16 protein-coding genes are annotated in these 20,174 nt (G+C 70.6%); 9 read left to right on the top strand and 7 right to left on the bottom strand.

The genetic code is table 11. The features are described from left to right. Nucleotides 1-39: 39 nt before the first annotated feature. Complete coding sequence (locus AB0I81_RS12580; protein ID WP_360654505.1) at nucleotides 40-2,760, bottom strand: CHAT domain-containing protein; 2,721 nt, start codon at nucleotides 2,758-2,760, stop codon at nucleotides 40-42. Between the two features lie 130 nt (nucleotides 2,761-2,890). Between AB0I81_RS12580 and AB0I81_RS12575 the strand changes: the two genes are divergently transcribed. The 5 genes from AB0I81_RS12575 (at nucleotide 2,891) to AB0I81_RS12555 (ending at nucleotide 7,873) form a co-directional block, all read left to right on the top strand. After that, entirely contained in the window at nucleotides 2,891-4,216 is a 1,326-nt protein-coding gene (locus tag AB0I81_RS12575; RefSeq protein ID WP_360654502.1) for a S8 family serine peptidase, read from the top strand. Nucleotides 4,217-4,237: 21 nt separating this feature from the next. Then, nucleotides 4,238-4,831 (top strand): sigma-70 family RNA polymerase sigma factor, encoded by a 594-nt coding sequence (locus AB0I81_RS12570; protein WP_360654499.1) that lies wholly within the window; start codon nucleotides 4,238-4,240, stop codon nucleotides 4,829-4,831. Nucleotides 4,832-4,837: 6 nt separating this feature from the next. Beyond that, complete coding sequence (locus tag AB0I81_RS12565) at nucleotides 4,838-5,323, top strand: hypothetical protein (protein ID WP_360654497.1); 486 nt, start codon at nucleotides 4,838-4,840, stop codon at nucleotides 5,321-5,323. Nucleotides 5,324-5,613: 290 nt separating this feature from the next. Further along, nucleotides 5,614-6,264 carry a hypothetical protein gene (locus AB0I81_RS12560; RefSeq protein ID WP_360654494.1) on the top strand — a complete coding sequence of 217 codons (651 nt, stop codon included), beginning with the start codon at nucleotides 5,614-5,616 and terminating at the stop codon, nucleotides 6,262-6,264. Between the two features lie 88 nt (nucleotides 6,265-6,352). Next, the gene (locus AB0I81_RS12555) at nucleotides 6,353-7,873 is read left to right on the top strand and encodes a cytochrome bc complex cytochrome b subunit (protein ID WP_360654491.1); all 1,521 of its coding nucleotides are present in this window, start codon (nucleotides 6,353-6,355) and stop codon (nucleotides 7,871-7,873) included. A gap of 39 nt (nucleotides 7,874-7,912) precedes the next feature. Here AB0I81_RS12555 and AB0I81_RS12550 read toward each other — a convergent pair whose 3' ends face one another. The 3 genes from AB0I81_RS12550 to AB0I81_RS12540 all read right to left on the bottom strand — a co-directional run bounded on the left by AB0I81_RS12550 (nucleotide 7,913) and on the right by AB0I81_RS12540 (nucleotide 13,142). Further along, nucleotides 7,913-11,161 (bottom strand): glucodextranase DOMON-like domain-containing protein, encoded by a 3,249-nt coding sequence (locus tag AB0I81_RS12550; RefSeq protein ID WP_360654488.1) that lies wholly within the window; start codon nucleotides 11,159-11,161, stop codon nucleotides 7,913-7,915. Between the two features lie 143 nt (nucleotides 11,162-11,304). After that, nucleotides 11,305-11,946: a 2'-5' RNA ligase family protein gene (locus tag AB0I81_RS12545; RefSeq protein ID WP_360654485.1), complete on the bottom strand. Its 642-nt coding sequence runs from the start codon at nucleotides 11,944-11,946 to the stop codon at nucleotides 11,305-11,307. Then, a complete protein-coding gene (locus AB0I81_RS12540) occupies nucleotides 11,943-13,142 on the bottom strand; it encodes a helix-turn-helix domain-containing protein (protein ID WP_360654482.1) in 1,200 nt (399 codons plus the stop codon). The genes AB0I81_RS12545 and AB0I81_RS12540 overlap by 4 nt, the downstream gene beginning before the upstream one ends. Before the next feature lie 262 nt (nucleotides 13,143-13,404). On the opposite strand from AB0I81_RS12540, the gene AB0I81_RS12535 reads away from it, so the two are divergent. Then, the gene (locus AB0I81_RS12535) at nucleotides 13,405-13,836 is read left to right on the top strand and encodes a hypothetical protein (protein ID WP_360654479.1); all 432 of its coding nucleotides are present in this window, start codon (nucleotides 13,405-13,407) and stop codon (nucleotides 13,834-13,836) included. 17 nt (nucleotides 13,837-13,853) lie between these two features. Here the strand turns inward: AB0I81_RS12535 and AB0I81_RS12530 are convergent, their stop codons facing one another. Genes AB0I81_RS12530 through AB0I81_RS12520 form a run of 3 tightly spaced genes read right to left on the bottom strand, consistent with a single transcriptional unit; the run spans nucleotide 13,854 to nucleotide 17,459 of the window. Then, nucleotides 13,854-15,173, bottom strand: a complete 1,320-nt coding sequence (locus tag AB0I81_RS12530; protein WP_360654476.1) for an MFS transporter — start codon at nucleotides 15,171-15,173, stop codon at nucleotides 13,854-13,856. Nucleotides 15,174-15,183: 10 nt separating this feature from the next. Then, nucleotides 15,184-16,701: an AMP-binding protein gene (locus tag AB0I81_RS12525; protein WP_360654473.1), complete on the bottom strand. Its 1,518-nt coding sequence runs from the start codon at nucleotides 16,699-16,701 to the stop codon at nucleotides 15,184-15,186. Continuing rightward, complete coding sequence (locus AB0I81_RS12520; protein ID WP_360654470.1) at nucleotides 16,698-17,459, bottom strand: enoyl-CoA hydratase/isomerase family protein; 762 nt, start codon at nucleotides 17,457-17,459, stop codon at nucleotides 16,698-16,700. Before AB0I81_RS12520 ends, AB0I81_RS12525 begins: the two co-directional genes overlap by 4 nt. 112 nt (nucleotides 17,460-17,571) lie before the next feature. On the opposite strand from AB0I81_RS12520, the gene AB0I81_RS12515 reads away from it, so the two are divergent. From AB0I81_RS12515 to AB0I81_RS12505, 3 genes are all read left to right on the top strand, one after another. Further along, a complete protein-coding gene (locus AB0I81_RS12515; protein ID WP_360654467.1) occupies nucleotides 17,572-18,465 on the top strand; it encodes a LysR substrate-binding domain-containing protein in 894 nt (297 codons plus the stop codon). A 23-nt stretch (nucleotides 18,466-18,488) separates the two neighbouring features. Continuing rightward, a complete protein-coding gene (locus AB0I81_RS12510; protein WP_360654464.1) occupies nucleotides 18,489-19,202 on the top strand; it encodes a polysaccharide deacetylase family protein in 714 nt (237 codons plus the stop codon). Nucleotides 19,203-19,349: 147 nt separating this feature from the next. After that, the gene (locus AB0I81_RS12505) at nucleotides 19,350-20,135 is read left to right on the top strand and encodes a polysaccharide deacetylase family protein (protein WP_360654461.1); all 786 of its coding nucleotides are present in this window, start codon (nucleotides 19,350-19,352) and stop codon (nucleotides 20,133-20,135) included. The last annotated feature ends 39 nt before the right edge of the window (nucleotides 20,136-20,174 follow it).

The following is a 20,174-nucleotide window of genomic DNA, read 5'->3' as shown; positions in this document are numbered from 1 at the left end:
CGATGCCTCCCGCGCCTGACATATAGGCAGTCATTCAGATTAGACCGTTACGGGTGATCCGGCTGACTCCTGCCCGATTTGACTGACCCCATGCGGTCTTTTCAGCACACCGTCGGCTCCCAGGCTGACGAAGGACATGGCCGAGACCTGCGCGGCCGGGCTGCCGGAGACCGAGGTCTGGGCTTCTGCCAGGGCCTGCGCGGCGGTCAGGCCCGAGGAGAGCGCGCGGTGGAAGGCGACCATGACGGGCGCGGTCTCGATGTCGGGGATGGAGATGACCGGGACGATGATCTGGCGGGTGCCCTGGGCGAGCAGGGTCGCGCACAGCCCGAGGATCTCGTCGCCGGCCAGCACGGCGGACCTGCCGACGTCACAGGCCGCCAGCACGACCAGCTCCGGCGCGCCGGGCAGCGTCTCCAGGTCGTAGGCGGTCAGCGGGCCGTCGGACAGCAGGACCGAGGAGAACAGCGGGTTGCTGGAGTGCACGCGCCCGTGCGCCGCCAGGTGCGCCAGCGCCGCGCCGTCCAGCTCCGACATGACCTCGCGCACGCTCGCCCGCGCGCCCAGCAGCGGCGGCACCCCGTACAGCGCGGCCACGTCCCTGGCCTCCTCGTGCGCCCCGAGCAGGTCGGTGCCGCTCCTGTCGGGACCGGCGACCACGACGACCCGGCCGTCCCCCGGGCGTCTGGGAGAGTCGTGGCCGGACTGCCACAGGGCCGCCGACGGGCAGACGGTCACCGGGCGGCCCGCGCAGGTGGGCAGCAGCGACCAGGGCACGGCCTGCAGCAGGCCGGTCGGGACCAGGACGAGCGGCCGGTCGCCGAGTATCGCGGCGAGCGGGGCGAACAGCGTGCGGTCCATCCGGGTGGTGATGTCGGTGAGCAGGCTGCGGGCCGCCGCGCGGCTGGGCTCCAGCGTGCGCGGGCTGACCAGCCGCTGGAGCACGAACGGCAGGAAGGCCATGGAGTCGCGCAGCGCGGCTACCGGGCCGAGCGGGGTCAGCCGCAGCCGTCCGGCCGCCAGCGTGATCGCGTGCAGGCAGTCGTCCAGGCAGACGAACTCCACCAGCGCCGTCTCGCCCAGCCCGGCCTCCAGCCCGGCGACGTCCAGCCCCGGCGAGCGGCCTGGGCCGGTGCGCGCGGGATGCGTACGGCAGTAGTCGCGGATCCGCCGCTCCAGCACGACCTGCCGGTGCAGCAGCCGCGCGGGGGTGGCGCGGCCCTCGGTGTCCCTGACCTCCACCATCACCTGCCGCAGCTCGGCCAGCATGGCGGCCAGCTCCGGGTCGGATGACGGCCGGACCGGCCTGGACATGAGCTGGCCCGCCCGCCCCTGCTCGGCCCATTCGAGCACCTGCCGCGCCCGCCCCTCCTCCAGCGCGATGCGCAGCCCGAACTCGGCGAGCTCGACCCGGTGGGCCGCGGCGTGCGCGCGCAGGTCCGTGGCGCCCAGCGTCGAGCCGTGCTCGGCCAGGATCCTGACCCCGGCCCGCGCCGCCGACGCGGCGCCGCGCCGGTTGCCTGCCGAGAGCCGCAGCAGCGCCTCCGCGTGCCAGCCGAGCGCCCGCAGCTGGGCGGCGCCGCGACGGCGCCTGCCGCTCACTTCGAGCAGCCGCCGCTCGCCGCGTTCGGACCGGCCGTGGGCCAGCGCCAGCTTGCCCGCCACGATGCCGGCCTCGGCGGCGGCCGCCTGCCAGCCCGCCGCCCCCAGCTCCTGCGCCAGCTCCTCGACCTGACCCAGCCGGGTACGCGTGGTCAGCCCGTCCCTGCGCATGCGCGCCTGGAAGGCCGTGAACCTGGCGAGCACCGCCCACCCGGGCCGCTGCTGCCGGGTGAACTCCCTGACCGCGAGCCCGGCCTGCCGCAGCGCCTGGTCGGGGTCGCCGTCTAGGGTCAGCGCCTGGGCCAGCAGCAGGCGTGCCTCCGGCCGGCCGATCCAGCGCCGCTCCTGCTCGAACGCGGTGACGGCCGCCTGCGCGCTCTCCCTGGCCTCGGCCGTGAGCCGCAGGGACAGCAGCAGCTCCGTACGGTCCATCAGCAGCCACGCCACCTGCGCCTTCTGCTCCCGCAGCCGCTGCTCGGCCTCTCCCAGCAGCCGCAGCGCGGGCAGCGCGTCGCCCTGCACGGCCTTGATCCAGCCGTGGTTCTGCAACACGAAGGCCAGCCTGAACCCCAGGTCGTGTTGTACGCAGATGTTGCCCGCCTCGACCAGGTCGGCCTCGGCGCGGGCGAACTGGTGCCGCCGCCCGCGTGCGACGGCACGGTTGAGCAGCGTGCGCTGCACCCAGAGGTGGTCCTCTGCGCCCCGCAGGATCGGCAGGGCCGTCTGATAGCCCTCCTGGGCCTCCTCCAGCCTGCCGAGCTGGAGGAGGATCGAGCCCCGCTGAGAGTGCGCGCGTGCCCACTCCACCCCGTTCAGCGCGGTCAGCGCGCTGTCGATCTCCCGCAGCGCCGCCCCGGGCTTGCCGCGCACGTTCAGCACGAACGCGAGCGACATGCGCGCCTCGGCCTCGACGACCTCGGAGCCGGAACGGTGGCCGAGCTTGACCGCCTCGCGCAGCCGCCGCAGCGAGGCGTCGGGATCCTCCAGGTGGAGCTTGGCCAGGCCCACCGCGCGCAGGGCGATCGCGGCCGAGGCCAGGTCGCCCGCGGCCCGCGCGTCACGCGCGATGCCCTCCGCGATCCGCACCGATCGCGCCGGGTCGGTGTCCGCCAGGCGCAGCGCCTGACGAGCTCGTTGCTGGCCGGGGCTGACAGTCACACCTGAGACAAGCGCGTCAGGCTCTCGGGTGTCAAATTTTTTCTGCCCTGAGTGTATCAGGAGCGGGCGAGCGCTTTCTGCTTCGGGCAAGGCGGCGACCGACCGTCCCCCCGGAAGGAACGGCTTAACCATGGCACTAGCATTCGGCGCCCGAGAGATCTACGAGTCGGGACAGCTCGTAGTGGCTCTGCCGCACGACGAGTTCGTGTGCAAGGAGCTGAACAGGCTTGCCGCGCACGACCACGCGTCGGTCGTGGACAGGAGCGAGGTGCTCGGGCTCTCCCTGGTCGAGATCGACGATCCCGACGCGGTGCCGGAGAAGCTGCTCGCGCACTACCCGGGCCTGAAGGACCAGGGCCACGACGGTTCGGCGAACGCCATCGACCGCATCCTGTCCCTGCTGCGGCACCACTTCGGCGAACTGCTCGAAGGTTACGTCCCCGAGATGGGCAAGAACCGCATCTCCCAGGTCCGCGGCGAGCCCTACATCGACGGCGGCGGCGACGGCGACCCCACCCCCGCCGGCGGCGCGGACTGGGACGTGCGCACGGCCGGCGAGGGCGGCGGCATCTCGGTCGGCGTCTTCGACACGCAGATCGACGACGAGCACCCGTACTTCGCCGACAAGACCGTCACGGTCCGGCCCAAGGACCGCCTGCAGCCGGACGGCGAGGCGCCCAAGCACACCGAGGGGCACGCGACCATGGTCGCGGGACTCATCCTGCGCGAGGCCCCCGGCGCCGGCGTGACCGTGCGCCGGATCCTCGACCCGTCGGCCTCCGTCAACGCGTGGGTGCTGGCCAAGGAGCTGGCCGACTTCGCGTGGACGGCGCCCGACCTGCTCAACCTCTCGCTCGGTGAGATGCACACCGACGACGGCAGGAAGCCGCTCATCTTCGACGCGATCGTCCGGATGTTCCCCGACACGCTGATCATCGCGGCGGGCGGCAACCACGGCAACATCGACCCGGAAAAGATGACGGGCCTGCCCGCGGGCCTCAGCCGGGGCACCCCCACCTGGCCCGCCGCCATGCAGGAGGTCATCTCCGTGGGCAGCCTCACCGACGACGGCGAGCTCGCGCCCTTCACGCCGAAGATCTATCCGGCGGGGCCGAACCAGGCTCCGCAGGCTCCGCCATGGTTGCGGTACGCGCTGCCCGGCGTCAACGTCCGCGGCACCTACCTCAGGGGCGGGGTCAGCATCGAGCGCCGGGACGCGCACGGTAACCTGCTGCGCGACCTCAAGGACGAAAAGGGCAACCCGATCCCGAATCCCGAGCCGCGCACGTTCCCCGACGGGTTCGCCAAGTGGTCCGGGGCATCGTTCGCGACGGCCACGCTGACCGGGATGATCGCCCGTACCATGGCGGCGAGCGGTCTGAAGGGCCGCAGTGGGGCGCTCACGGCACTGGGGAAACTGGTCGCCGAAGGCAGTGTTCGCAAGCTCAACCCGTAGCCGATCGCCAGGGAGTGCCGCATGGGTGACGAATCGGCAGTGACCATTCTCGTCGTGCGTGCCCGTGACGGGGATCAGCGGGCCTGGGACGCCATCGTCGATCGGTACGCGCCGCTGGTCTGGTCGGTCTGCCGCCGCTTCGGGCTCGACCGGCTCGACTCAGACGACGTCGGGCAGACGGTCTGGTTGCGGCTGCTGGAGAACCTGCCCCGGCTGCGCGAGCCGGCGGCGCTGCCCGGCTGGCTCGAAAGGACGACGAAGAACGAATGCCTGCGCGTCGCGAAGTCGAGGCGCAGGCTGGAACGTACGGAGGAGCGGATCAAAAGAGAACCTCCCGAGCATGCCGACGCCTTCGACGAGCTGCTCGAAAGCAACGCCGCCGCTCGGGACAACGCGCTGCTCCGCGAGGCGTTCGCGCAGCTCCCCGACCGCTATCGGCAACTCCTTCTGCTCCTCATGGCGGACCCACCGGTCAGCTACGAGGAGATCAGCCGCCGCCTGGACAGGCCGATCGGCAGCATCGGTCCCCAGCGGGCCCGAAGTCTGGCGGCGCTGCGCAAGAAGCTCGTCGAAATGGATATGGCCGGTGTCGGCTTGAGAACCACGGGAAGGTGAGAACCCATGTCGAGCCCGTGGATGAGTGAGAGCGACGAAACGCTCCTGGCCGCGTTGAAGAGGGCTCTGGCCGAGCCGGATACCGTGCCGCCCGAGTTCGTGGCGACGGGCAAGGCCCTTTTCGCCCTGCACTCGCTGGATGAGGAACTGGCCGCGATGACCTACGACTCCGCCGAGGCCATGCCGGAGGAGGTGTCGGCGAGCAGGGGCGACACCGCTGTGGTGCGGCTGGTGACGTTGTCCTCCGCGACGGCGATCATCGAGCTCGGGTTCGCGGAGGAGGAGGTGGTCGGCCAGCTCATCTCGACGGCTCCGGAGTTCTGCTGCGGCCCCGGCGACGTTGACGTCAAGACCCTGTCCGGCCACATCACCACGGTCTCGCTCGACGAGGCGGGCCGGTTCCGGGTGCGGCCGATGCCGAGGGAGGCCTTCCGACTGGTGTGCCGGCCGCTGAACGCCATGGAGGTGCCCACCGTCTGGATCCCCCGCTGAACGCCATGGAGGCGCCCACCGTCCGGATCCCGCGCCGAACGCCATGGAGGCGCCCACCGTCCGGATCCCGCGCCGAACGCCATGGAGACGCCCGCCGTCCGGATCCCCCGCTGAACGCCATGGAGGTGCCCACCGTCCGGATCCCCGCCAGACGTACCCGGTCATGACATGGGTGACGTCGCGCGATCCGTGGTGAGACGCGGTGAGACGCGACGCGACGGAGTGACATCCCGTCGCGGCGCGTTGCGATGATCTTGATCTGGTGTCGCGCCGAGCACAATCATGGGCCGGTGGACTACTACCTGATCTCCGCGGCGGCGGGCGATCGATCCCCCGAAGGGCTCCTGGTGGAGGAGTTCGTTCTGGCCGACGACTTCACGGCCTCCGGCATCGACGGCGCGGAGTGGCAACCCGAGATCGGCGCCTGGTCCGCCTCCGCCGAGATGAGCAGGGCCATCCGCGCCGACACCGCGCTGCGCTCCCGGGTGACGCCGGTGAGCAGGTACGAGGCGGGCGAGGCCTTCGCGCTGCTCGGCGGCGGCGAACTGCCGGAGGAGGCGGGCCTGCGCACCCTGTTCCAGGAGCGCCGGTCACTGCCCACCACGGCCCCGCTCAACCTGGGCAGGGACGCCAGGGCGCGCCGCTACCGCATCCTGTTCGCCGGGGAACTCGGCGAGGACGGGCTGGCCAACGCGCGCACGGCGCTGCGGCTCAAGCCGACCGGGGACCCGCGCGTGGTCGGCACGGCCTCGGCCCGCTCCGGCGGCCACGGTTTCACCTGGGAGTTGCGCCGGATCGGGCAGGGCATCGCGTGGTGCGTGGACGTGACCGCGCGGCTCGGCTCCGGCCCGGCCACCACGCTCGGCGCGCTGCTGCACCATCACCGGCAGGCGATCCGCGAGCAGGGCCTCATCCCCGTCACCGTGGAGCGCTTCGCCTGAAATTCGCCGGCCGGTGAGTGTCACATTCCCCCGCCGTGTCCCGTCTTGGTTGTGAGGCGAATGCAACCGAGCCGTATGCGGGGTGGCGATGAAGACGAGCTCATTGGCCAGGGCGCTGGACGACCGGGTCGGCGGGGCCGCGTTCCTGAAGAAGGCGATGCGGAAGGTCTTTCCCGACCACTGGACCTTCCTGCTGGGCGAGATCGCCCTGTACGCGTTCGTGGTCATCCTGATCACGGGCGTCTTCCTCACGTTCTTCTTCAAGCCCAGCATGCAGGAGGTCGTCTACAACGGGGCGTACGTGCCGCTGCGCGGCGTCACGATGAGCGAGGCGTACGCCTCCTCCCTGGACATCAGCTTCGAGGTGCGCGGCGGCCTGCTGATGCGGCAGATGCACCACTGGGCCACGCTGATCTTCCTGGCCGCCATCGTGGCGCACGCGCTGCGGAACTTCTTCACCGGGGCCTTCCGCAAGCCGCGCGACCTGAACTGGCTGATCGGCGTGGCGCTGTTCGGGCTGGTGATGCTCAACGGGCTGTTCGGCTACTCGCTGCCCGACGACCTGCTGTCGGGGGCCGGGCTGCGGATCCTGCACGGGGTGACGGTGTCGGTGCCGCTGGTCGGGACGTACGTGGCGGCGTTCCTGTTCGGCGGGGAGTTCCCCGGCGAGGACATCATCGCCCGCCTCTACAGCCTGCACGTGCTGCTGATCCCCGGTCTGCTGCTCCTGCTCATCCCGCTGCACGCGGTGGTGCTGACCTGGCGGCAGACGCACACGCAGTTCCGGGCCAAGGGGCTGAATGACCGGGTGGTGCGCGGCGCGCCGTTCTTCCCGACGTTCCTGGCCAAGACGACGGTGTTCTTCCTGTGGGTGCTCGGGGTGGTCGCGCTGCTGGCCACGGTGTTCCAGATCAACCCGATCTGGTTGTACGGGCCGTACGTGCCCAGCACGGTCAGCGCCGGCTCCCAGCCCGACTGGTACATGGGCTTCCTGGAGGGCGCGCTGCGCATCATGCCGCCGTGGGAGTTCGCGGTGTTCGGCCAGACCGTGACCATGAGCGTGCTGATCCCCGCCCTGGGGGCACCGGGCCTGCTGTTCGTGGCGCTGGCGGTGTACCCGTTCCTGGAACGCTGGGTGACCAGGGACCGGGCCGTGCACCACCTGCTCGACCGGCCGCGCGACGTGCCGGTGCGGGCGGGGCTCGGGGTGGCCGGGATCGTGTACTACGGGGTGTTGTGGGCGGCCGGGGGCAACGACCTGATCGCCACCACGTTCCACATCTCGTTGTACGCCACGACGTGGATCTTCCGGGTGCTGGTCGTGGCCGGGCCGGTGCTGGGGTTCGTTCTCACGCGGCGGATCTGCCTGGGGCTGCTGGCGCGCGACCGGCACACCGTGGCGCACGGGGTGGAGACCGGGGTGATCGTGCGCGGGCACGAGGGCGGCTATGGCGAGGTGGAGCGGCCGGCGAGCGAGGAGGAGACGGCGGTGCTGGTCCCCGCGGCACGGCCCGCGCCGCCCGCACTGCCCCCGAGCGGGAACGGCGACGTGCCGCCACCGGCGCGGGACCGCGTCCGCGACGCGCTGCGCCGCTCCTGGGACGGCTGATCCTCGCTTCTGGAACGCCCTTCTCGGCTCGGCTGACCCTCACGGGACCGGCACGGCGGGGATCGTGACCGGGCCGAGGAGGGGGTTCAGCACGTCCTGCTGCGACTGGCCGGCCGGGACGATCACGTCCATGGTCTTGGGCACGGTGCCCGGGTCCACGGCGCACAGCGGGTCAGTGCCGCCCGCCGCGCACACCCCGAACTGGTACGGCTGCGGCGTAGCGGCGAACGGCCTGGCCTGGTCGGCGCTGAAGCCGTCCTGCCCGGTGAGCACCACGGCGAAGCGCCAGCCCGGCCCCGGCGTGCCGAACGACGCCCTGGGCAGCGCGATCGTGATCGTGCGTGTGGTCCCCGACGCGCGCACGGCCGCCCCAGGGAGCGCCGCGCCCGCCGCCGTCACCCAGACCGGCGCGGCGAAGCCCTGCGCCTCCACCCGCTGTGTCCAGGCGTCCTGCTCGGCGATCCGGTGGTTGCGCTGCGGGAAGGCCGCCTCGGTCGAGGTCGTGGCCACGGCCGGGTTCCGCACGTACACGTCGAGGAGCTGGGCGCCCATCTGGTTGCCGAAGGTGGGGCTGAGGTCGCGTACCTCGGCGCGCAGGTAGACGGTGCTCGCGTCCGTGATGACCTGGAACCTGCGCAGGTCGAAGGCCCCTGGCTGGAAGTCGGCGGCCGTCGGGTAGGCGTAGGTGCCCGGCCCGTGGTCGTCGCCCTCGGGGTCGGCGACGTCGAGGACGGTCGTGGCGCCCGCTATGTCGCCGATGACCGTGCGGCGCGCGTACCCGGTGCGCCCGCCGGAGGCCGTGGCCGTCACGGTGAGCACGACCTCGCCGAACGAGACCGGCGCCGAGGCGGTGAACGCGCCGTCGGAACCGGCGCGTACCGAGACGATCTGGGTGGCCGCGCCGGTGTCGATCGGCGTGGCGGCCACGTCCACGCGCGCGCCCGGGGCGGTGGTGCCCGCGACCGCCACCGACGCGCCGGCGACCGGGGAGCCGTCGGCCGGCGCGGTGAGGGTGAGCGGGGCGGCCCGGGGCGGGTCGGCGTAGCGGCGGCGTACAACGCCGGGCTGCTCGACCGGCTCGGTGCCGCCCATGCTCAGAATGAGCCGGACGGCCTGGGCCTGCGCCCAGGTCAGCGGCGACGCCGAACCGGCGGGCCCGCCGTCGCTGAAGCCAATCGAGGCGGTGGCCGGGTCGCTCCCGTACGGCGAGGCGGCCAGGTCCGGGTTCTCCCACGCCTGCTCGGGGACCAGCCCGGTGCCCGAGGACATGGCGCGCATGGCCGACAACAACGCGGCGGCCGTGCCCCGGTCGCGGGTCTGCAGCGCCTGCTCGGCCCGCTCGCCCGCCAGGACCGGCCACACGTGGCCCGAGCCGGTGTTGCCGGTGGGCCACGGCCTGCCCGACGGCGCGCAGGCGGTGGGGTCGGGCTCGTGGCAGTCGCCGTAGCCGTCCTCGGTGCCGGGCGTTTCCGAGCCGTAGCGGTACCAGCCGGGGCCGCTCGCCGTGTCACGCCTGAGCACGCGGTCCACGACCGGGAGGCTGGCCAGCACGTCGGGGTCGTCGGGCGGCAGGATGCCGAGCCTGGTCAGCTCCAGGAAGCCGGCGTCCACGACCCGGCGCTGGTCCTCGGTGGGGCCGCCGTTGCCGAGGTTGTAGGAGACGGCCGCGTCCGGGTCGCCGCCACGTGACAGGCGCACGAAGTAGCGGGGCGCGTACGGGCCGGTCGTGGTGACCGTCCACGTCTTGATCGAGCGGGCGAAGTGGTCGGCGGTGGACCGGTAGAGCCTGGCGCGCGCCCGGTCTCCCTGCCTGTCGGCGATCTCGCCCGCCGCCACCAGCCCGGCGATCTCGGCGGCGATCGTGGACGGCGAGTGGCCCGACTGCTCCTCCCAGCGTTCCACGCCGAACGCGGGCCCGCGCGAGAGCAGGAAGTCGGCCGCCGCCCGCACGCGCGGCCACAACCTCGTGTCGCCGGCCAGGCCCGCCTGGTAGGCCATGAGCAGTGGGTAGGCGGTCTCGTCGAGCTGGTCGCCGCCCGAGTCGGGGGCGAGTTTCCCGTTCAGCAGGGAGTTGCGCGGTAGCCGCCCGTCGGGCAGTTGCTGGCGTTCCAGCAGGAAACGGACCGTGGCGCGGGCAGTGGCCACGTCGCCGGCGGCCAGGAAGCCGGTGAACGCCTCGTACAGGTCGCGGGAGAAGATCTCGCGGTAGGAGCCGAAGTAGACCGGCTTGCCGCCGGGCAGTTCGCCCGCGCCGACCGCCTGCCCCCACGGGCTGGCCAGCGACGCCACGACCGCGCCGGGGAAGGTCTTGTCCTCGCTGGCCTTGAGCACGTTGGCCGACAGCCGGTAGAAGTCGGCGAGCGCGTTCGGCGGCCTGCGCAGCCCGGCGTCGTAGGCGGCCCAGCCGGCCTCGTACCTGGCCCTGGTGTTCTCGAACGGGCGGGACACGGCCTCGCCTGCGGTGCGCAGCGCGGCGGCCCTGTCGCGGCCGAAGCCGAGCGCGAAGGTGACCTCTCCCCTGCCGTCGATCGGCAGCCGGGCGGTGGCGACCACGTTGCCGGACGGGGCCTCGGCGTGGGGGGTCAGCTCGCGGGCGGCGTCGAGTTGGGTGATGCCGTCGCTGGGGGTGCCCGCGTACCCGACGCTCGCCTGCGGAAGCCGCCGCTCGGCCCGCAGCGCCAGGTGGGTGGGCACGGCGTAGTCGCGGGCGGGGGCGGAGGTCTCAGTGTTGGTGTCCCAGACGACAGGAGCGCCCGTGGAGCCGTCCACCGCGCCGCTGTCCGCGCCGCCGTTGGGCTCGCCACCGCCGCCGTTGCCGTTCACGCTCGCGTCGAGGCGGGCGTACAGGCGCAGGTCCGCGGGCTGGAGGCGGGTGCGCACGACCACGGCGTTCCGCTCGGGGTCGGTGACGTAGGTGGTGGTCAGGCGGTAGCGGTCGTTCCTGCCGGTCGAGGTGATCGTGCAGGTCATGCCGGAGCGGTCGGTGGTGACGCGGTAGGTGGTGTCGCGGGCCTGCAGGTCGGTGAACGTCCTGCCGTCGGTCACGACGAACTGCAGGGTCTCGACGTTGGTGTTGTCGATCGTGGGCTCGTACACGTCGGACAGGACGCCGCCCGCGACCGTGTACCAGACCTTGGAGGCGCGCCCGGCTGAGGTGCCCACGCAGTCCTTGCGCGCCATCCCGAAGTGCGAGGCCGCGCCGGGGCCGCCCGGCGCGGGACCGATCGGGGCGGTGATGAGCGCGCCCGTCGTCATCAGGGCAAGGACGCAGCGGTGGATGGCAGGCATGCCAGGGCTCCCCTCCCGACCCCGATGGGTCGAGAGAAGACCAGCCCGGGACGGCTGTCAAGCCGGAGCGGGAACCGTGCTGAACGAGCTGCTCGTGCACGGAACCGGCGACACCTTCATCCCGTGCGATCGAGCAGGGCACTTCAAGACCCGGCGAGCGGTATTCGGAAGATCTCCTGCCAGGCGTAGGCACGCTGCTGTCGCTCAAGCAGAACAAGCGAACACTCCCGCACTGTAAGGCCCACAGATGGGAGGGCGTTCAGCTTCTCAACCGTCTCTATGACGCCTGCGGCAGGAACATCGCTGGAATTGCAATAGGCTATTGTTACGTGCGGGTGAAATTCAGCGTCCTTGACGGGTGCTTTCGGGTGCACCGAAAGAGTTGCCTTGCGAAGGGTGTCACGGAGATGCCTGATCACCTCGACCGGTGAAGCACTGAAGCCGACCGCGCCGGAGGTTCCGCCCAAGGAACCGACGGCAATCTCGAACGGCACCATCTCCGCACAAGCACGCGTCGCAACGACCTGGATCTCCTGGAGTCCGCTCGAAGTCATGTCATCCTCCAAGGCGATTCTGTCCAGCGTGAGATGAAGGCCACCCTCTGGGATCAAATCATAATACGGAAAGGCGATTGCATCTTGGCACCGCTTGACGAGACGCTGTAATTGCGGCGACATCTCGAACGTCAGATACCAGTAGTAGGAGCGTGGAGCCGCAGGACGACTCCAATGATTTGTGAGACGCCGGAGGGCGCGAAAACGCTTGTCGATACCCGTTCCACTCATCTTTGCACTTCCCGCGAAGTCACGGCATGGCGAATATCGCTGAATCGGCTCGAATCGCCCCATCGTTGAGTGGCTTTGCACATGAGTTCCATCGCGCGCTGCTGGATCGATACGATCGGCCGCCCTGCCGAGATGTTCAGCGCATCAAGGGCGAGGTCACTGATATGCCCAGGATCTGCTTCCTTCGAAGAAACCAGCGAAACGGCATGATCTATCATGACGAGAGAACGACTCCAGGGCGAGTTGGATTCACTGATCGTCGGCAGAGCCAGCCTTACATATTGTTGAACTTTTTGCGGCATGCCGAGCGACACATAAGCTGTCGCCGCATTGCTGGCCACTTGCGTCAAACCATAGCAGTCAAACGAGATACTGGAGGGAAGCCCCATTGGGGCCGCGTTGTGCGACATGAGCTCATAAGCTTCATCGACAGCACGGTGAACACCCTCTACATCCCCGAGTTTCCCCAACGCCCGAGCCACGCAGTTAATAGTGAGCCGCACACTCTGCGGCCCGGCACTTGCATAGCCCAAGCCGTCCACCGCCAGACGCAACGCCTCGCTGTAGTTCCGGGCATAGTATTCGCAGAAGCTCTGCAGACCTCGCGCCCATGCCTGCAAGTTCGCGTCCTGCGCGAAATCGCCAAGCTGAAACGCTTCGGCGCAGTACGCGCGCGCCAGCGGAAATTGGCCGCGCCCCACGGCGAGGTATCCGAGCATCCCCGACGTTCCACTCGCGATGCCGAACAGCCGCTCACGCCCTCTCGGATTGCTGCATTCATCGATCAGAGTGTCCGTCCATAGGCGCTGGCGGAGAAGAGAGGGAACGAGGCATGAATGATCCAGTTGTTCGTACCGGAGCATGACATCATCAAGTTCATCTCTCAGATGGTCAATGATTACTGGGTCAACTGAGCGATTCCGCCTGCGCATGCGGCTGAGTACATCATTGATTTCTTCAGCCCTCCCCGAGTCCGGGCGAAGGAGAGCGGGGGAAGTCGGCATCACAGCCACCAGCTCACCTCCTGCTCGGAGTGCTTTGTCGAGTGCGGCCGCGATGGTCCGGCTTGGCCTGCGTCGCCCGTTCTCCAGATCCGCGATATAGCTTTTCCCGACGTTGGCACGACGGGCTGCTTCACGGAGGGACATATCACCACGTAGGCGTCGAAGTCTCTCGCCAAACGTTTCTCCACCCATCCGACGCTCCCGCCATGTTCGCCAGTCCCCAGCGGGCTGCGGACACTTGCGGACAGTAAATCTCTGGACCGTGACCACCGCCACCAGCAACGTTATCCCGTGGGCTGCGGTTTTGGCTCCGTAGCCATAAAAGGCGGCCCCGGTCCGGTGCGGCAACACCCGGAAATCCGGGGCCTTGATCAGGAATTGAGGTCCTGTCCCATGACGAAACCTGAAGCCATCCGGACGCCCAGCACTCGGCGCTGGTGGGAGGGTGCCTGAGATGGCCGGGTATCGAGCGCTGTCGGACGTCGAACTGTACGTGCTTCTGCAGGGCACGGCCCAGAACCCGCAACGAGCCATGGCCCAGGCATCCTCCTTGCGGGACTGGCCGGCCCGGCAACTGTCGGCGTTGCGCAACACCTACCCGGCATGGGAAATCGACCGCGAACGCGATCCGTCCGGACAGGAGTGCTGGACGGCCCGCCTGCGCCGGAAGCTCACCATCGAGATGGCCACGGCCGGGGTCGAGCGAGCCTTCCGTCAGCCTGACGCGATCGCGCTGATGACCGCACTGGCCTGGCAGTCACACCTGATCCGCCGCACGGACCGGCGCGACCCTGGGAAGGTCGCGGTCACGGAGACCGGACGTGGCCTGGCCCGAACCGCCGTACTCGAACTTTGGAAACTGATCCTCTCAGGAGAGGACGACTGACCGCCCCCGGACGGCTGTCAAGCCCGCGCGGCCGGCTCCGGTGTGTCCGTGACCCGGTCCAGACGCAGGTTACGCGTCTCCTTGAACGAGGTCAGCACCACGATCAGGGAGACGATCGCGATCACGATCATGTAGAAGGCGGGCGCGATCGCGCTGCCCGACGCGGACACCAGGCCGGTCGCGACGAACGGGGCCGTGCCGCCGAACAACACGTACGCGGCCGTGTAGCCGATGGCCGAGCCGCTGGCCCGTACCTTCGCCGGGAACATCTCGACCAGCGCGGGCACGTTCGAGGTGCCGATCACCGAGACCAGCATGGCCAGCATCGACGTGCCGATCATCGCCCCGGCCAGCCCCGAGCCCATCAGCCAGAACGCCGGCAGCGGCAGCAGCACGAACCCCGCGCACGCCACGATCAGCATCGGCCGCCGCCCGAACCGGTCGCTGGCCCGCGCCGCGAACAGGCAGGCGACGCTGTAGGCGAGCATCGAGACGACGTTCGTGATCTGCGACTCGCTCTTGGTGTAGCTCAGCTCCTCCGACATGTACGCGATCATGTAGCTGCTCATCAGGTAGTACCCGATCGCGTTGGTGATGCTGTAGCCGAACAGCGTGGCGATCTGCCTGCCGTTGCGGCGCACGGCCTCGCGCAGCGGCGCGGACTCCACCTCGTCGTGCTTCTCCAGCGACCGGAACACGGGCGTGTCCTCGACCTTGGAGCGCAGGTAGAGGCCGATCAGCCCGAGCGGCGCGGCGAGCAGGAACGGCACCCGCCAGCCCCAGCTCTCCAGCGCCCCGGCGCTCAGCGTCGAGGTGAGCAGGAAGCCGACGCCGGAGCCCGCCACGCTGGCCAGGCCCACGGTCACGGGCACGGCGGCGGCGAAGCGGGCCCTGCGGCCCTCCGGGGCGTACTCGACGATGAACGCCGAGGCCCCCGTGTACTCGCCGCCGGTGGAGAAGCCCTGGGCGCAGCGCAGCAGGAACAGCAGGATCGGCGCGGCCATGCCCCACGAGGCGTAGGTCGGCAGGATGCCGATGAGGAACGTGGCGCCGCTCATCGTCAGGATGGTCAGGGCCAGCATCCTGTTGCGGCCCAGGCGGTCGCCGTACCGGCCGAAGAAGGCCGCGCCGAGCGGTCTGGCGATGAAGCCGCCCGCGAAGATCGCCCAGGTGGCGAGCAGCGCGGCGGACTTGTCGTACTCGGGGAAGAACAGCGCGGCGATGGTCGCGGACATCACCGCGTACGCAGCCGAGTCGAACCATTCGACGAAGTTGCCGATCGCCGAGGCCAAGGAGACCTTGCGCCGGACGTCCGCCGTGATGTGGGGGGTCGTCATGATGTGCTCCCTATGGGGTGTGACGGAGGCGGAGCTGCGCGCGCTGGATCTTCCCGGTCGCCGAGCGGGGCAGTTCGTCGACGAACTCGATCTCGCGCGGGTAGGCGAAGCGCGAATGCGTGCTCTTCGCGAACTCGCGGATCTCCCGTGCCAGCTCCTCGCTCGGCCGGTGGCCGGGCGAGAGCAGGACCCACGCCTTGACGGCCTGGCCGCGTACGGGGTCCGGCACCCCGGCCACGCCCACGTCCGCGACGGCCGGGTGGGCACGCAGCGCCCCCTCGATCTCGTCGGGGCCGACGCGGTAGCCGGAGGTCTTGATCACGTCATCGACGCGGCCGAGGAACCAGTAGTAGCCGTCCTCGTCCACGCGCGCGTGGTCCTTGGTGTGGAACCACTCCCCGCCGAACACCTCCTCGGTGGCCTCGGGGCGGTTCCAGTAGCCGAGCGGGAACTGCGGATTGCTCCGCGCCCGCAGGCAGATCTCGCCGACCTCGCCCGCCGGCACCGGGCGCTCCTCCTCGTCGAGGAGGGCGACGTCCCAGCCGGGCAGCGGGCGCCCCATGGAGCCCTCCTTGACCGGCGTGTCAGGGAAGTTCCCGATCAGCGGGTACGACTCGGTCGAGCCGTAGTAGTCGAGCAGCGTCACGCCGAACTGCTCGCGGAACCACCGGATCAGGTCGGCGGTGAGCGGCTCGTTGGCGCAGCAGACCGTGCGCAGCTTCTGGGGATGCTTCGTGCCCGCGTCCGGCACCAGCTCGCGCATCTTGCGCAGGAACGTGGGGTTGACCAGCGCGGTCGTCACCCCGTTGCGCGCCATGCCGGCCAGCAGCCCCGCCGGGTCGAAGCCGGCCTCGGGGCGGTAGACGTAGTGCACGGCGCCCGCCCGCAGCGGGCCCATGAGCTTGGCCATCGACCAGGCCCACTCCCCCGCGCCGTAGAAGACGTCGCCGGGGCGCAGGTCGTGGCAGACCTCGAACTCGTTGTGGCCGAGCAGTGTGCGGTGCGCGTGCACGATGCCCTTGGCCGGGCCGGTCGTGCCGGAGGTGTAGAAGATCAGCGCCGGGTCGTCGGGGGCGGTGTCGGCGTCCTCGAACTCGGCCGGCAGCCGCGCGATCATCGGATCGTCCACGTCCAGCACGGGCCCGTCGTAGCCGCCCGCCCTGCCCACCGCGTGTGCCTCGGTGACCAGCACGCTCGCGCCGGAGTCGGCCAGGCGGTAGGAGATCTGGTCGTCGGCCCACAGCAGGGACATGGTGACGAGGACGGCTCCGGTGCGCAGGACGCCCAGGTAGGTCGCGGGGGTGTCGGTGCGCTGCGGCAACATCACCGCCACCCGGTCGCCCGGACGTACGCCCAGGCCGCGCAGGCAGGCGGCGATCTGGCGGGAGCGGTCCTGCACCTGGCCCCAGTGGATCTTCTCGTGGGCGCCCGTGTGGTCCTCGAAGATCAGGGCGAGGTTCTCGCGGGGGTGGCGGTCGGCCACGTCCACGGCCATGTTGTAGCGCTCGGGAACGCTCCAATACGTCATTTGGCGCGTCCCTTGAGGAAACGGGACATCTCGCGCTGCGGCTCGCCCGAGGCGTACGCGGCGGCGTGCACCTGCTTGGCCGCCGTCACGGCGTCGGCCAGGGCCTGGCTCTCCAGCTCCCGCAGCCGCCCCTTGGTCGCCGCCACGGCCCCGGGAGGCAGCGCGGACAGCTCCTTGGCCTGCGCGACCGCCGCCGCCAGCACCTCGCGCTCACCGACGAGCCTGGTCAGCAGGCCGAGCCGCTCCGCCTCCGCCCCGTACACCAGCCGCCCGGTCAGCGTGAACTCGGTGGTCCTGGCGCGGCCGAGGATGTTCCACATGGCCCAGATGCCGGTGATGCTGGGGATGCCGGACAGCACCTCGGGCTGCCCCATCCGTACGCCGGCGTGCCCGATGCGCAGGTCGGCCAGCAGCGCGTACTGGAAGCCCGACCCGGCCGCCACCCCGTTCACCGCCGCCACGACCGGCTTGTCCAGGTCGAGCACCGCCCGGTAGAGCCGGTCGAACCCGTCGATCCACGCGTCGGAGGCGGCGTGGTCGTCGGGGTCGATCGTGGCCGTCTCGCCGAGGTCCTGACCCGCGCAGAAGGCCCGCCCGGCCCCCGTGAGCACGACCGCCCCCACCTCGGGATCGGCCCCGGCCGCGCCCAGCAGCTCGATCAGCCGCTCGCGCATGACGGCCGTCCAGGCGTTGAGCTTCTCGGGGCGGTTCAAGGTGATCACCGCGACGGGTCCGTCACGGTCCAGCAGCACAGTCATAAGCATCCCTTCGCAGCTCAACGAGCTTTCCGGGGATACAACCAGGTGCGACCGCGCCGAGGCCAACATCAATAACGACCCTTGGCGATATCACAGCGGTATGGTGAGCCGGATGGAGCTACGCCACCTGCGCTACTTCGTCGCCGTGGCCGAGGAGTTGCACTTCGGCCGGGCGGCGGAACGGCTGCACATGGCGCAGCCGCCGCTGTCGCAGCGCATCCGCGATCTGGAGCGGGAGCTGGGCGTGCGGCTGTTCGACCGCAACCCGCACCGCGTCACGCTGACCGAGGCCGGGGCACTGCTGCTGGAGCACGCCCGTGGGGTGCTTGACCGCGCCGACGCCGCCCGCGAGGCCATGCGCCGCATCCGTCCCGGAGCGACGGGGGTGCTGCGCGCGGGGGTGCCGCCGGACACGACGCCGATGGCGCTGCGCACACTGGTGTCCCGCTTCACCGAGCGCGTGCCCGACGTACTGCTCGAACTGCACGAGCTGACCACGGCCAGCCAGGTCGCCAAGCTGCGCGCGGAGGAGCTGGACGCGGGCCTGGTCAGGCACCCCTGCGACACGGTGGGGCTGGAGTCCAGCCAGGTCGTGCACCGCCGGCTGGGCGTGGTGCTGCCGGCCGGCCACCGGGCCGCCGAGCAGGAGGAGGTACGCCTGCGCACGCTCGACGGCTCACCACTGGTGATCTTCCCGCGCGACATGGCGCCCCACCTCTACGACCACATGCTGGAGGCGTGCCGCGACAACGGCTTCCTGCCCAGCGCGATCCGGCACGCCCGCAACCCGCACTTCGTGCACGGCCTGGTCATGTCGGGGCTGGGGGCGCACCTCAACGAGGAGCCCTACGACGAGTTGCCGGCCGGGCTGGTCTGGCGGCCGATCGACGAACCCCGGCTGACCTGGTCCACCTCCGCCGTGTGGCCGCCGGTGCAGGGCGGGGAGGTCATCACGGCGTTCGCCGACGCCGCCCTGGCCGGGCTGCGGTCGGTCGGCCACGCCTGACGGGTGTGGTTCCATAGACGATCATGATCACTCATGGTCGGCGGGTTTTAGTGGTGGCGCTGGTGGCGGCCCTGCTGCTGCTCGTGGGGCTGGGGGCGTACCGGCTCATGAACGCGCGCACGTTTCAGATCGCCGGGCAGCTCACGGCCCGGGTGGAGATCGCGGAGAAGGTCGTGGCCCTCACCTTCGACGACGGGCCCGACGAGCACACCCGGGAGATCCTCGACGTCCTGGAGGCGGAACGGGTGCGCGCCACCTTCTTCGTCGTCGGCTCCAGCCTGCGTGACCGGCCGCAGGACGGCCGGGCGCTGGTGGCGGCCGGGCACCAGCTCGCCAACCACACCTACACGCACCGCCGCATGGTCTTCGTCACCCCCGACACGGTCGCCGACGAGGTGGAACGCACCGACGCCCTCATCCGCGCGGCCGGGCAGCGCGGCGACATCGCCTTCCGGCCGCCCACCGGCAAGAAGCTGCTCACCCTGCCCCTCTATCTGGCCGGGCACGACCGCCACACCGTCATGTGGGACGTGGAGCCCGACTCCGGCCGCACCCCCGGCCCCGCGCAGATCGTCTCGGAGGTGCGCGAGCAGGTCCGTCCGGGCTCCATCGTCCTGCTGCACCCCTGGTACGGCAGCGGCGCCAACACCCGCGCGGCGCTCAAGGGCCTGATCGAGGCCGTGCACGGTCAGGGCTACCGTTTCGTCACCGTCTCCGAGCTGCTCGCCCTGAGCTGATCTCGGTCCCGCTCATCCGGAAGGCGGTCTCCAGCGAACCAGGGGCTATGGACGGCAGTCCAACCCATTGGAACGGTCCTGGCCGGGGGTGGTCATGGCCGCATTCGTTCGTGACACACGCACCGGGGGCGGTGCGCAGGGGGACTTATGAACATCGGCGCATTGTCGCGCCGGCCCGCCACGGCCGGTGCGAGACGGGGGACGGCGAGGACCATCGTCACGGCCGTCCTGATGACGGCGGCGTGCGGCATCGGCCAGCTCGTCGCGACGACGACAACCGCGCGGGCCGCCACCGCGGGAGCCTTGTCCGCGTACCAGGAGCGGAGCCACAAGCCGGTCGACTGCGACCGCGTCAAGTGCGTGGCGCTCACCTTCGACGACGGCCCGGGAAAGCACACCGACGCGCTGCTGGGCCATCTGGCGGCCTACCGGGCGCGGGCCACGTTCTTCGTCGTGGGGCAGAACGTCGCGGCGAACCCGGACATCGTGCGCAGGGCGTACGAGGCGGGGCACGAGATCGGCGGCCACACCTGGTCGCACCCGAACCTGACGAAGTTGTCGGCCGCCGAGGTGCGCTCCCAGTTCGACCGTGCCGATCAGGCGATCAAGGCGGCCATCGGGGTCGCTCCGAAGCTGGTCCGGCCGCCGTACGGGGCCTTCAACGAGACCGTGCGCATGCAGACAGAACGTCCGCTGGTGATGTGGAGCGTGGACACCCTGGATTGGCGCTTGCGTGACAGCGCCAAGGTGACCGACAAGACGCTCAAGTCGGTACGTCCCGGGAGCGTCATCCTGTTCCACGACACCCATCCCACAACGGTGGCGGCCATGCCGCGCGTGCTGAAGGCCCTGTCCGAGCGCGGCTACAGGTTCGTCACCGTCAGCCAGCTCTACGGGGGCAAACCGCCCAGGCTGGTCTACGGGCGCGACTGAGGCGCGTCGAGGGCTCGTACCGGACTCTTCTCGTCTTCG

The sequence above is a fragment of the Nonomuraea sp. NPDC050404 genome, from assembly GCF_040655495.1.
Classification (GTDB): domain Bacteria; phylum Actinomycetota; class Actinomycetes; order Streptosporangiales; family Streptosporangiaceae; genus Nonomuraea.
The sequence above is the reverse complement of the archived record's forward strand: the minus strand, read 5'-3'. Positions and strand labels throughout refer to the sequence as shown.

Coding starts and splice junctions, on each gene's coding strand:
- AB0I81_RS12550 (WP_360654488.1), bottom strand. CDS start 11,161: ATGCCTGCCATCCACCGCTGCGTCCTTGCCCTGATGACGACGGGCGCG.
- AB0I81_RS12555 (WP_360654491.1), top strand. CDS start 6,353: ATGAAGACGAGCTCATTGGCCAGGGCGCTGGACGACCGGGTCGGCGGG.
- AB0I81_RS12510 (WP_360654464.1), top strand. CDS start 18,489: ATGATCACTCATGGTCGGCGGGTTTTAGTGGTGGCGCTGGTGGCGGCC.
- AB0I81_RS12575 (WP_360654502.1), top strand. CDS start 2,891: ATGGCACTAGCATTCGGCGCCCGAGAGATCTACGAGTCGGGACAGCTC.
- AB0I81_RS12545 (WP_360654485.1), bottom strand. CDS start 11,946: ATGAGTGGAACGGGTATCGACAAGCGTTTTCGCGCCCTCCGGCGTCTC.
- AB0I81_RS12515 (WP_360654467.1), top strand. CDS start 17,572: ATGGAGCTACGCCACCTGCGCTACTTCGTCGCCGTGGCCGAGGAGTTG.
- AB0I81_RS12530 (WP_360654476.1), bottom strand. CDS start 15,173: ATGACGACCCCCCACATCACGGCGGACGTCCGGCGCAAGGTCTCCTTG.
- AB0I81_RS12565 (WP_360654497.1), top strand. CDS start 4,838: ATGTCGAGCCCGTGGATGAGTGAGAGCGACGAAACGCTCCTGGCCGCG.
- AB0I81_RS12570 (WP_360654499.1), top strand. CDS start 4,238: ATGGGTGACGAATCGGCAGTGACCATTCTCGTCGTGCGTGCCCGTGAC.
- AB0I81_RS12540 (WP_360654482.1), bottom strand. CDS start 13,142: ATGGGTGGAGAAACGTTTGGCGAGAGACTTCGACGCCTACGTGGTGAT.
- AB0I81_RS12525 (WP_360654473.1), bottom strand. CDS start 16,701: ATGACGTATTGGAGCGTTCCCGAGCGCTACAACATGGCCGTGGACGTG.
- AB0I81_RS12520 (WP_360654470.1), bottom strand. CDS start 17,459: ATGACTGTGCTGCTGGACCGTGACGGACCCGTCGCGGTGATCACCTTG.
- AB0I81_RS12505 (WP_360654461.1), top strand. CDS start 19,350: ATGAACATCGGCGCATTGTCGCGCCGGCCCGCCACGGCCGGTGCGAGA.
- AB0I81_RS12535 (WP_360654479.1), top strand. CDS start 13,405: ATGGCCGGGTATCGAGCGCTGTCGGACGTCGAACTGTACGTGCTTCTG.